Source organism: Citrobacter sp. KTE30 (genome assembly GCF_000398825.1).
GTDB lineage: Bacteria > Pseudomonadota > Gammaproteobacteria > Enterobacterales > Enterobacteriaceae > Citrobacter > Citrobacter freundii.
The window spans coordinates 160,570-173,103 of record NZ_KB976055.1 but is presented as its reverse complement, the minus strand read 5'-3'; the positions used below and the strand labels follow the sequence as shown (position 1 = coordinate 173,103).

Genomic DNA, 12,534 nt, shown 5'->3' with positions numbered 1-12,534 from the left:
AATCCGATTGTGATACCATCAAAAATCTGCGTTGTAGCCCGGTCAATGGGCATAATCGGATAACCACTTATGAGCGGACTGAAACAAGAGCTGGGACTGGCTCAGGGCGTTGGCCTGTTGTCGACATCATTGTTAGGTACAGGCGTTTTCGCCGTCCCCGCGCTGGCTGCGCTGGTGGCTGGCAATAACAGCCTGTGGGCCTGGCCGGTGCTGATTGTTTTGGTCTTTCCGGTGGCGATTGTCTTCGCCGTACTGGGTCGTCATTTCCCCAGCGCAGGCGGTGTGGCGCATTTTGTCGGCATGGCCTTTGGTTCACGACTGGAGCGCGTCACCGGATGGCTATTTTTGTCGGTCATTCCTGTCGGCTTGCCTGCGGCATTGCACATCGCCGCCGGATTCGGTCAGGCGATGTTTGGCTGGCATGACGAGCAGCTTCTGCTGGCTGAGCTGGGTACGCTGGCATTGGTTTGGTACATCGGCTCCCGCGGCGCAAGCTCAAGCGCTAATCTGCAAACGGTCATTGCCGGACTGATTGTTGCCCTCGTTGTTGCTATCTGGTGGGCGGGCGATCTGAAACCAGGCGAAATACCCTTCCCTGCAATTAGCGATATTGAACTCCCCGGTCTGTTCGCCGCGCTGTCGGTGATGTTCTGGTGTTTTGTTGGCCTCGAAGCGTTTGCTCACCTGGCGTCTGAATTCAAAAATCCGGAACGAGACTTCCCACGCGCGCTGATGATTGGCCTGCTGCTGGCTGGATCTGTTTATTGGGCATGCACCGTCGTCGTTCTCCATTTTGGTGCCTACGGCGAGCAAATGGCCGCCGCAGCATCGCTGCCAGAAATCGTCGTGCAACTGTTTGGTGTACAGGCACTGTGGGTCGCCTGCATCATTGGTTATTTGGCCTGTTTTGCCAGCCTCAACATTTATATTCAAAGTTTCGCTCGACTGGTCTGGTCGCAAGCGCAGTATAAGCCTGAGAGTTATCTGGCTCGTCTGTCCCCCCGCCACCTTCCGCGCAATGCGCTAAACGCCGTATTGGGCTGCTGCGTAGTCAGTACTCTGTGCATCTATATGCTGCAAATCAATCTCGATGCGTTAATCGTCTACGCCAACGGCATCTTTATTATGATTTATTTGCTGTGCATGTTGGCGGGTTGTCGATTACTGAAAGGGCATTACCGCGCACTGGCGGTCATTGGTGGTCTGCTGTGCCTACTACTACTGGCAATGGTCGGCTGGAAGAGTTTGTACGCGTTGATTATGCTGGCAGGGCTGTGGCTGTTTTTACCCCGCAGGCCGGATAAAGCAACGTTGACGCCATCATCCGGCCTATAAACACTTTTGCCGGATGGCGCTAACGCTTATCCGGCCTACATACTGAGCCTTAATCCCGACGATCGTCTTTATGTTCGATGCTGTCGCGCTTGTCATCCTTGCGCTGAAATTCACCATCAAAAGTCTCACCGCCACCGGTTCCGGCGCTAAAACCACCGCCAGGCATACGCGAAAAACGTAAATGTGGCAGCAGTTTCATCGTTAGATGTTTTTGCACCGGGGGTAATAAAAGAAGAAGACCGAGGAAATCGGTGAAAAAACCAGGCAGTACCAACAGCAGACCGGCGATAATCAGCGATACGCTTTTGATCATTTCTGCAGCCGGACTTTCACCAGCCGCCATTTTTTGTTGCATCAGTAAAAAGTTCTTAAATCCCTGATTACGAACCAGAGACATACCGATAACCGACGTAAAAATAACCAAAATCAGCGTCATCAGGACGCCCATCACATGGGCAACCTGAATAAAAATAGATATCTCTATGTAAACATAGAGAAAAATGGCAAGTAATGGTATCCAGCGCAAAGGGATCTCCTGTTAATAACAGCCGTTTTGTTCAACTTCTGTTCGAAAAATTATGTTAATCGCATCGATTTGATATTGTGGTGGTTAGCAAAATTTCAAGTGGCTTGTACACTAATATTTAGGGTTAATCACAAAGGGGTGATCCATTTCACAGAATAATAAATAAGGGGTAAATTCCACGCTTTAAGTGATCCAGATTACGGTAGAAATCCTTAACCAGCATATGATCTCGGGTATCAGACCGATGCAGGGGATAATCGTCGGTCGAGAAACAATCGAAATCACATATATCCTGTGTGTTTAGTCAAATCATTGGCAGCTTGAAAAAGAAGGTTCACATGTTAAACAACATTCGTATCGAAGAAGACTTGTTGGGTACCAGGGAAGTTCCAGCGGACGCCTACTACGGTGTCCACACTCTGAGAGCGATTGAAAACTTCTACATTAGCAACAGCAAAATCAGCGATATTCCTGAATTTGTTCGCGGTATGGTAATGGTTAAAAAGGCAGCGGCAATGGCCAACAAAGAGCTGCAAACCATTCCTAAGAGTGTGGCAAATGCCATCATCGCGGCGTGTGATGAAGTCCTGAATAACGGAAAATGCATGGATCAGTTCCCGGTAGACGTTTACCAGGGTGGTGCGGGTACCTCCGTCAACATGAACACCAACGAAGTTCTGGCCAATATCGGTCTGGAACTGATGGGTCACCAGAAAGGTGAATATCAGTACCTGAACCCGAACGACCACGTTAACAAATGTCAGTCTACCAACGATGCATACCCAACTGGCTTCCGTATCGCTGTATACGCATCCATCATCAAACTGATTGATGCACTGAACCAGCTGCGTGAAGGCTTTGAGAAAAAAGCCGATGAATTCCAGGACATCCTGAAAATGGGTCGTACCCAGCTGCAGGATGCTGTACCGATGACTCTCGGTCAGGAATTCCGTGCTTTCAGCGTACTGCTGAAAGAAGAAGTGAAAAACATTGGGCGTACCGCTGAGCTGCTGCTGGAAGTTAACCTCGGCGCAACAGCAATCGGTACTGGTCTGAACACGCCGAAAGAGTACTCTCCGCTGGCAGTACAGAAACTGGCTGAAGTCACTGGCTTCGCCTGTGTTCCGGCAGAAGACCTGATTGAAGCAACTTCTGACTGTGGCGCATACGTTATGGTGCACGGCGCACTGAAACGTCTGGCTGTGAAGATGTCCAAAATCTGTAACGACCTGCGTTTGCTCTCCTCTGGTCCGCGTGCGGGTCTGAACGAGATCAACTTGCCGGAACTGCAGGCTGGGTCTTCTATCATGCCAGCTAAAGTGAACCCGGTTGTTCCGGAAGTCGTAAACCAGGTTTGCTTCAAAGTCATCGGTAACGACATCACTGTCACCATGGCATCTGAAGCTGGTCAGCTGCAGCTGAACGTAATGGAGCCGGTCATTGGTCAGGCAATGTTTGAATCCATTCACATTCTGAGCAACGCTTGCTACAACCTGCTGGAAAAATGCGTTAGTGGTATCACTGCTAACAAAGAAGTCTGTGAAGCGTTTGTATTCAACTCCATCGGCATCGTTACTTACCTCAACCCGTTCATCGGTCACCACAACGGCGACATCGTCGGTAAAATTTGTGCCGAAACTGGTAAGAGCGTACGTGAAGTTGTCCTGGAACGCGGTCTGTTGACCGAGTCTGAACTGGACGATATCTTCTCTGCACAGAACCTGATGCACCCTGCTTATAAAGCAAAACGTTATACTGATGAAAGCGAACAGTAATCGTGTAGGGTAGTACCGGAGAAGGCACGTCATGATGACGTGCCTTTTTTCTTACTCGAAGTTACTTAAAAACAACAATTTAATATCAACTTGTTAAACAACAAGGAAGGCTAATATGATAGTTTTAGAACTTATCATCGTTTTGCTGGCAATCTTTTTAGGTGCCAGACTTGGGGGTATCGGTATTGGATTTGCAGGTGGGCTGGGTGTTCTGGTTCTTGCCGCTATCGGCGTAAAACCCGGTAATATCCCGTTCGATGTTATTTCCATCATCATGGCGGTTATCGCTGCCATTTCAGCTATGCAGATTGCAGGTGGTCTGGACTATCTGGTTCATCAAACTGAAAAACTGCTGCGTAAGAACCCGAAATACATCACGATCCTTGCACCTATCGTGACCTATTTCCTGACTATCTTTGCCGGTACTGGCAACATCTCTCTGGCAACGCTGCCGGTTATCGCTGAAGTTGCGAAGGAACAAGGTATCAAGCCTTGCCGTCCGCTCTCTACCGCAGTGGTTTCTGCACAGATTGCGATTACGGCTTCTCCAATCTCCGCAGCCGTGGTTTACATGTCTTCCGTCATGGAAGGTCATGGCATCAGCTACATTCACCTGCTGTCCGTGGTCATTCCGTCCACCCTGCTGGCCGTTCTGGTGATGTCCTTCCTGATCACCGCACTGTTCAACTCCAAACTGTCTGACGACCCGATTTATCGTAAGCGTCTGGAAGAAGGCCTGGTTGAACTGCGCGGTGAAAGACAAGTTGAAATCAAAGCTGGCGCGAAAACCTCCGTTTGGCTGTTCCTGCTGGGCGTGGTTTGCGTAGTTGTATACGCCATCATCAACAGCCCAAGCCTTGGCCTGGTCGCTAAACCGCTGATGAACACCACCAACGCAATCCTGATCATCATGCTGAGCGTCGCGACGCTGACCACGATCGTCTGCCGCGTTGAAACTGACTCCATCCTGAACTCCAGCACCTTCAAAGCCGGTATGAGCGCCTGTATTTGTATCCTGGGTGTTGCATGGCTGGGTGATACCTTCGTATCTCACAACATTGACTGGATCAAAGATACTGCAGGTAGCGTAATTCAGGGTCATCCGTGGCTGCTGGCGGTCATCTTCTTCTTTGCTTCCGCGCTGCTGTACTCTCAGGCTGCAACCGCTAAAGCACTGATGCCGATGGCTCTGGCTCTGAACGTTTCCCCACTGACGGCTGTTGCATCTTTCGCCGCTGTTTCTGGTCTGTTCATTCTGCCAACCTACCCAACTCTGGTTGCGGCGGTTCAGATGGATGACACCGGTACAACTCGCATCGGTAAATTCGTCTTTAACCATCCGTTCTTCATCCCAGGTACTCTGGGTGTGGTTCTGGCTGTCTGCTTCGGCTTCTTGCTGGGCAGCTTCATGCTGTAAGACTTTACTGCAGGGTGCCTTCGCGCCCTGCAGTTCCTCCTCCCCACCCCGCTTTAGCTAACATCCTTCCCTCGTCCGTTGTATAGTGACCATTCTTTTGCTGGTTACTCTGTTCTTTCGAGGTGTTTATGCTTGATGTAAAGAGTCAGGATATTTCCATCCCCGATACCGTTGTGGTGCTCTGTACCGCCCCGGATGAAGCAACCGCCCAGGATCTCGCCGCCAAAGTGCTGGCGGAAAAGCTGGCTGCCTGCGTGACCCTGCTACCCGGTGCGACCTCCCTCTACTATTGGGAAGGCAAACTGGAACAGGAATATGAAGTGCAGATGATTTTAAAAACCACCGTCACACACCAGCAAGCCCTTCTCGATTGCCTGAAGTCACATCATCCGTATCAAACGCCTGAACTTCTGGTTTTACCCGTCACTCACGGAGACTTTGATTACCGCTCATGGCTCAACGCATCCTTACGCTGATCCTGCTGCTGTGCAGCACATCTACCTTTGCTGGATTATTTGACGCGCCTGGCCGCTCGCAGTTTGTACCTGCCGATCGGGCGTTTGTTTTTGATTTTCAGCAAAACCAACACGATCTGAACCTCACATGGCAGGTTAAAGATGGCTATTATCTGTATCGCAAACAGATAAGCATTACGCCATCTCAGGCCGATATTGCCGAGATAAAACTGCCGCCAGGCGTCTGGCATGAAGATGAGTTTTACGGCAAAAGTGAGATTTACCGTAAACAGCTGACTATCCCGATCACGGTCAATCAGGCTAAGTCTGGCGCAACATTAACGATCACATACCAGGGCTGCGCCGACGCCGGATTTTGCTATCCACCAGAAACAAAAACGGTGCCATTAAGTGAAGTGTCTACCGGTGCCGCGGCCTCCCCTGCGCCAGCCCCAGCCACTACAGATCCGCAAGAGAAACCGCAGCCCACGGCCCAACTTCCCTTTTCCGCACTATGGGCATTGCTGATTGGAATTGGTATCGCGTTTACGCCTTGCGTACTGCCGATGTATCCGCTGATTTCCGGAATCGTACTGGGCGGCAAGCAACGCTTATCAACCGGACGGGCACTGCTGCTGACGTTTATCTACGTTCAAGGGATGGCGCTCACCTATACCGCGCTGGGTTTGGTTGTTGCAGCCGCCGGTTTACAGTTCCAGGCTGCGCTTCAGCATCCCTACGTCCTGATTGGCCTTACCGTCATCTTTACGCTGCTGGCGTTGTCGATGTTTGGTTTGTTCACGCTGCAACTGCCTTCATCGCTGCAAACGCGCCTCACGCTAATGAGTAACCGCCAGCAAGGCGGAGCTACCGGCAGCGTCTTTGCGATGGGGGCGATTGCTGGCCTCATCTGTTCTCCTTGCACAACGGCCCCGCTAAGCGCGATTTTGCTGTATATCGCTCAGAGCGGGAACATGTGGCTGGGAGGCGGCACGCTGTATCTGTACGCGCTGGGGATGGGATTACCTCTGATGCTGATTACCGTATTTGGCAATCGCCTGTTGCCTAAAAGCGGCCCATGGATGGAACATGTCAAAACCGCTTTTGGCTTTGTCATTCTGGCGCTTCCCGTCTTCTTACTCGAACGTATCGTTGGTGACGAGTGGGGCGTTCGCTTATGGTCACTGTTAGGCGTCGCGTTCTTTGGCTGGGCGTTCATTACCAGCCTGCAGGCAAAGCACGCCTGGATGCGTATCGTGCAGATTGTCCTGTTAGCCGCAGCACTGGTATGCGTGCGTCCACTGCAAGACTGGGCGTTCGGCGCGCCGCATACTCAAACCCAGGCACACCTTAACTTCACGCCGGTGGCATCGGTAGATGCGTTAAATCAAGCGCTGGAGCAAGCTAAAGGCAGGCCAGTCATGCTGGATCTGTATGCCGACTGGTGTGTAGCCTGTAAGGAATTTGAAAAGTACACGTTCAGTAATCCGCAGGTTCAGCAAGCGCTAGGCAACACGGTGCTGTTGCAAGCGGATGTGACAGCAAACAATGCCCAGGATGTCGCTCTGCTGAAACATCTACAGGTTTTAGGTTTGCCGACTATCTTGTTCTTTGATGCCGAGGGAAAAGAGCATCCGGAGGCCCGGGTAACGGGTTTTATGGATGCCGCTACCTTCAGCGCACATTTGCGCGATCGCCAACCGTGAGCGACACTTGCAACAGGAAATACGGAGGAGAATACCGTGCAACGTGAAGATGTCCTGGGAGAAGCCCTGAAATTACTTGAGGTGCAAGGGATAGCCAATACCACGCTGGAAATGGTGGCCGAACGTATCGATTATCCTCTGGATGAACTGCAGCGCTTTTGGCCCGATAAAGAGGCCATTCTGTACGATGCGCTACGTTACCTCAGCCAGCGGGTGGATATCTGGCGGCGTCAGCTTTTGCTGGATGACACCCTGAGCGCTGAGCAGAAATTACTGGCGCGCTACACCGCACTGTCCGAATGCGTGAGCAATAATCGCTATCCCGGCTGTCTGTTCATCGCCGCCTGTACGTTTTACCCCGATCCCGGGCATCCGATCCATCAGTTAGCCGATCAGCAAAAAAAGGCAGCACATGACTTCACCCATGAACTGCTCACGACGCTGGAAGTTGACGACCCGGCAATGGTCGCCAAACAGATGGAACTTGTGCTGGAAGGCTGCCTGAGCCGCATGCTGGTTAATCGTAGTCATGCTGATGTCGAAACGGCACACCACCTGGCTGAAGATATCCTACGCTTTGCCCAGTGCCGAATGGGCGGTGCGCTGACCTAAGCGAGCATTATCTGTTTTAGCCGCATCTGTCGGGGAGATTTGTGCAAACTTCAGGCATAACCATGCAGATTGCCGCAATATTAAGCGGTTGAACAATGTTTCCAGAAATTTGATTGACTGACAGACGTGAATACGGTTTAATGCGCCCCGTTGCCCGGATAGCTCAGTCGGTAGAGCAGGGGATTGAAAATCCCCGTGTCCTTGGTTCGATTCCGAGTCCGGGCACCACTATTCAGAAGAACCCGCCTATGGCGGGTTTTTTGCTTTCAGGGTTCTGCTAGATTTCTGATCGTTCTGTCCACAGCGACTCCTACCTACCCTACCTCATCACGCCAGTTAAACCTTTCAGTGAGACCACGATGGTACTGCAAAAAATATAGCGGTATCAGGCACACCTCCTTTTCTGACGTGCTTAACCGTAGGCCAGATTTGAGTAATTTATCTGAACAGCCTTGGGCACTGAACCAGCGGGTGAAGGAACTGGGCATAGAGTAGCCAGGATTCTGCAGGTAGCGAATAACCCGATCGCGTTGCAAGGTACGCACATTCATCCCCAGGGGCTGGAACTGGTCGCCGCCTCGATATCTGAAGCAAACGCCAGGGAGTAAAGGCCAACCTTAATCTACAATTGCCATCATACCGAGCAAATAGTGAGTCAACGAGGAATCTGGATGGTGAAAACAAAAATCATACAGCCAGCGCAGGGGGCTCATGCCTATCCGTTGCTGATCAAGAGCCTACTGCTGTCGGGTGGGCGTTCTCATCCCGAGCGAGAAATCGTCTACGCCGATAAGCTCCGTTACGACTATCGTACCCTCAAACAGCGCATTCATCGCCTGGCAAACATGCTGACAGCGGCCGGTGTCATGCCTGGAGACACCGTCGCCCTGCTAGATTGGGACAGCCATCGCGCCCTCGAGTGCTTCTTCGCGGTACCCATGATTGGGGCCGTGCTGCACACGGTGAACGTCCGCTTCTCGGCGGACCAAATCGCTTACACCATGAATCATGCCGAGGACAACCTGGTACTGGTGCACGACGACTTCTTGCCGGTTGTCGAGTCACTGGCAGAGACACTGACCACTGTCCGGGGATACATCCAGCTTAGTGACGAAGAATCGAAGGCGACCAGCCTGTCGGTGCTCGGGGAATATGAGACCCTGCTGGCCGCAGCGGGAGAACTCTTTGACTTCCCCGACTTCGATGAAAACTCGATAGCTACCTTGTTCTATACCACTGGAACCACGGGCAATCCCAAGGGAGTCTACTTTAGCCATCGCCAACTGGTCCTGCACACGCTCAATGAGCTGGGTCTCCTGGCTGCCCACGAGGGACAGTCGCTGCTACGATCGAACGATGTCTACATGCCGATCACCCCTATGTTCCACGTGCATGCCTGGGGCGCTCCTTATGTCGCAACAATGCTGGGTGTGAAGCAGGTATACCCCGGTCGTTACGACCCCAACAAACTGGTGCGGTTTTATCACGATGAGGGTGTGACCTTCTCGCATTGTGTGCCAACCATTTTGCAGATGATCCTTGAGTGCGAAGAAGCCACGCAGACTGATCTGTCAGGATGGAAGATGTTACTCGGTGGCAGTTCACTGTCCCTTGGACTGGCGACACAGGCCCACCATAGGGGCATACGCATTCACGCCGGCTATGGCATGTCTGAGACCTGTCCCCTGCTCTGTATGACTCACTTAAGCGATGCCGAGCTGGCCCTTCCCATGGATGAACAGTTACCCCTGCGGATTCGGACCGGCCTGCCTGTCCCGTTGGTGGATCTGCGTATCGTCGATGGCGAAGGTCGGGAGGTGGTGCACGACGGAGAAGCCCTGGGCGAAATAGTGGTACGAGCCCCTTGGTTGACTCAGGGCTACCTGAAGGAACCCGAGAAAGGAGCTGAGCTATGGAATGGCAGTTGGCTGCACACCGGCGACATAGCCTCTATCGATCCCCATGGAATAGTGGAAATCAAGGATCGCATCAAAGACGTAATCAAGACGGGCGGTGAGTGGATAAGCACGCTGGAGCTTGAGAGCCTCATCAGCTCACACGCGGCGGTCAGGTCGGTAGCCGTCGTCGGGATACCTGATGAGCAGTGGGGCGAACGCCCCCTTGCTCTGGTGGTTTGCAAGGAAGGGGAGGACCTGGAGCCGCAAGCCATAGCGACATATCTACAAGGATTCGTCGACCGCGGCCACATCACTAAATGGGCGATCCCACGACAGATAAGGATAGTCCCGGATATTCCCAAAACCAGCGTTGGCAAGATCAACAAGCGCCTGATTCGGGAGCTCGAAGCCAGCAATGGGAAGGATATCATTTAAGCGATCTGTCGCATTCACAGCGTAAGGTTAACAACAGTCACACTGCTTATATTTCAGGTAGCTTGCCGATATCAATGCTCTGCCGGGGAACTCACCGTCCCCGGGCGGATGCTGATCCCCCCTTTAGCAACATGGGGTTCTGGTCGATGTCAGGTCCTGCTGGACGAAAAACCCGTCCTCAGCGCCTTCCATTCAGCCTGATCATTTACCTAAATCTGCTTTATTCAACAACGCCAGATTCACCCTCACTCATGCTTTCTTTGCTTTGAATAAACCGCAGCGCCAAATAAAGGTCTGGTGCCAGAATCATGTCGTCGTCTTTCATTGTCGGTCGACTCTCTTTAAACCAGCGTGTTAACTCCGTTTTCCGGCCCGCAAGAATTAACTTAATCTGCCGCCCCTTCAGGTCCCGTTTTAACTCATTAATGGTTGCCAGGACGCTGATATCTGAATAGGTAAAGCAAGAAACGGCGTCAATGACCACCCATTTAGGTTGTAGTACTGCACCATCGACTAAATTCAAAACGCGGCGCTTAAAATAGGCCACATTAAAATAGGTCAGCGGTGAGTTAAATCGGTACATCAACACGCCAGGGATCATTTTCACATCAGTTGAATTACCTAATGAGTGAATCATCCCATTTTCGTCAATTCCTAATAAGTGTTCAGTAGGACGAAAAACTGTGCGCAGGAACTGCAACAGACCCAGCAATACCGCAAGGCCGATCCCCTGAATAACACCAATAATCAGAACACAGCCAAAGGTGAAGAACGCCAGGCGAAATGCGGGTTTATTTCTTCGCCTCAGATTCCAGAGTCCGCGTAAATCAATCAATGACCACGATGCATAAATTAGAACAATGCCTAATGCAGATACCGGAATAAATGGTAATGGCTGCGTGAAAAATACCACGACAATTCCGATGATTAAGGCTGCAACAACGGAAACCAGCTGACTTTTCCCTCCGGTGGAGTCATTTACCGCAGTCCGGGAATCGGCTCCGCTAATCGCAAACCCCTGAGATAAGCCAGACATCAGATTCGCAACACCCAAAGCCCTGAACTCAGCATCAGCATTTATTTCGTATCCATTTTTCGCGGCAAAACTGCGAGCGGTTAGCATCAGGCTAACAAAACTGACTAATGCCAGGTTCAGCGCAGGGATCAATAAATCACGTGCCAGACCAGGCTGAAATGAGCCCCAGTGAACAACAGGCAAACCAGACTGGAAGCCCGATCCCCCAATAGTGGCAATACCATACTGCTGTGCAGATGTGATCCATACCAGCGCCGTTGTTATCACAATTGCAATCAACGGTGCTGGCCATTGGCTACGAAACGTTTTGATAGCTATTAAAATCGCTAACGTTAGGATGGAGATCCCTAAGGTTAATAAATGAATTTCCGAGAGTCGGCCTGGCAGGGCAATAATCTTCTCTATCACTTGCTCTTCATCAAGCGTAATCCCCAGCACCTTACCGAGTTGCCCGACAATAATCGTCACGGCAACGCCGTTAAGCAGCCCCGTTAGAATGGGATGAGAAAGCAGATCAGCAAGCGCACCCAGGCGAAACTTACTGGCAAGTAGACACCATCCTCCCATCATCACGGTCATGACGATTGTTAACTGCCAGTGGAGTTCTGGATTTCCGGCAGAAAGAGGAACCACAACTGCCGCAATTACCGCGCAGGTCGTGGCATCAGGGCCAACAATCAATTGGCGGGAAGAACCAAACAGTGCATAAGCTAGCATTGGCAAAACGCAGGAATATAACCCGACGATAGCCCCGACTCCCGCCAACTCAGCGTAAGCAATCGCAACCGGTAGTGCTACGGCAGCAACGGATAACCCGGCTTTAACATCATGTTTTAGCCAGCTTTTATCGTACGCTAATAAATTTTTTAGTCCCGGCATGTAGTTTAATACTATTTTTCCGAACACTTTATTCTCCGGATTGCCCCTTACTAATAGATAAAGGTACACGTAACTGCCGCAGGAGATCCTGATATTTTCGGGAGGTAATACAGATAATTCAGATTGGGTGTTTATCGCGTATGCCGCAGAATGGCTTGTGTTATGCAGGCTCAGGATATTGCTTTGCACCCGATGGTGCGGCGATGTGCCTGATGCGCTGCGCTTATCAGGCCTGCACAATACGTTCAGCCCGGCGGTTTTTACCCCACACACACGCAAAAAAGCCCATCCGTCAGGATGGGCTTCTTCACTTTATTTGATGCCTGGCAGTTCCCTACTCTCGCATGGGGAGACCCCACACTACCATCGGCGCTACGGCGTTTCACTTCTGAGTTCGGCATGGGGTCAGGTGGGACCACCGCGCTACAGCCGCCAGGCAAATTCTGTTATTAACCCGCTT

At 51.4% G+C, this 12,534-nt stretch carries 9 protein-coding genes, 1 tRNA gene and 1 rRNA gene; 8 read left to right on the top strand and 3 right to left on the bottom strand.

The genetic code is table 11. The features are described 5' to 3' along the window. The first annotated feature begins 69 nt into the window (after nucleotides 1-69). Entirely contained in the window at nucleotides 70-1,335 is a 1,266-nt protein-coding gene (gene yjeH, locus WC1_RS21820; protein WP_016149435.1) for an L-methionine/branched-chain amino acid transporter, read from the top strand. A 49-nt stretch (nucleotides 1,336-1,384) separates the two neighbouring features. Here the strand turns inward: yjeH and WC1_RS21825 are convergent, their stop codons facing one another. Beyond that, on the bottom strand, nucleotides 1,385-1,861 hold the full coding sequence (locus WC1_RS21825) for an FxsA family protein (RefSeq protein WP_003025457.1): 477 nt from the start codon (nucleotides 1,859-1,861) through the stop codon (nucleotides 1,385-1,387). A gap of 338 nt (nucleotides 1,862-2,199) precedes the next feature. On the opposite strand from WC1_RS21825, the gene aspA reads away from it, so the two are divergent. The 7 genes from aspA (at nucleotide 2,200) to WC1_RS21860 (ending at nucleotide 10,159) form a co-directional block, all read left to right on the top strand. Beyond that, a complete protein-coding gene (aspA, locus tag WC1_RS21830) occupies nucleotides 2,200-3,636 on the top strand; it encodes an aspartate ammonia-lyase (protein WP_003025452.1) in 1,437 nt (478 codons plus the stop codon). A gap of 115 nt (nucleotides 3,637-3,751) precedes the next feature. Beyond that, on the top strand, nucleotides 3,752-5,053 hold the full coding sequence (gene dcuA, locus WC1_RS21835) for an anaerobic C4-dicarboxylate transporter DcuA (RefSeq protein WP_003025449.1): 1,302 nt from the start codon (nucleotides 3,752-3,754) through the stop codon (nucleotides 5,051-5,053). 128 nt (nucleotides 5,054-5,181) lie between these two features. Continuing rightward, the gene (gene cutA / locus WC1_RS21840; protein ID WP_003025447.1) at nucleotides 5,182-5,529 is read left to right on the top strand and encodes a divalent cation tolerance protein CutA; all 348 of its coding nucleotides are present in this window, start codon (nucleotides 5,182-5,184) and stop codon (nucleotides 5,527-5,529) included. Continuing rightward, nucleotides 5,505-7,214 carry a protein-disulfide reductase DsbD gene (locus tag WC1_RS21845; protein WP_016149434.1) on the top strand — a complete coding sequence of 570 codons (1,710 nt, stop codon included), beginning with the start codon at nucleotides 5,505-5,507 and terminating at the stop codon, nucleotides 7,212-7,214. The genes cutA and WC1_RS21845 overlap by 25 nt, the downstream gene beginning before the upstream one ends. 36 nt (nucleotides 7,215-7,250) lie before the next feature. After that, nucleotides 7,251-7,826: a transcriptional regulator gene (locus WC1_RS21850; protein WP_003025441.1), complete on the top strand. Its 576-nt coding sequence runs from the start codon at nucleotides 7,251-7,253 to the stop codon at nucleotides 7,824-7,826. Between the two features lie 152 nt (nucleotides 7,827-7,978). After that, nucleotides 7,979-8,054, top strand: a tRNA-Phe gene (locus tag WC1_RS21855). A 443-nt stretch (nucleotides 8,055-8,497) separates the two neighbouring features. Then, on the top strand, nucleotides 8,498-10,159 hold the full coding sequence (locus WC1_RS21860) for a fatty acid--CoA ligase (RefSeq protein ID WP_016149433.1): 1,662 nt from the start codon (nucleotides 8,498-8,500) through the stop codon (nucleotides 10,157-10,159). A gap of 220 nt (nucleotides 10,160-10,379) precedes the next feature. On the opposite strand, the gene WC1_RS21865 is transcribed toward WC1_RS21860, so the two are convergent. Next, on the bottom strand, nucleotides 10,380-12,101 hold the full coding sequence (locus WC1_RS21865; protein WP_016149432.1) for a SulP family inorganic anion transporter: 1,722 nt from the start codon (nucleotides 12,099-12,101) through the stop codon (nucleotides 10,380-10,382). 294 nt (nucleotides 12,102-12,395) lie between these two features. Beyond that, a 5S ribosomal RNA gene (gene rrf, locus WC1_RS21870) occupies nucleotides 12,396-12,511 on the bottom strand. Nucleotides 12,512-12,534 lie beyond the last annotated feature (23 nt).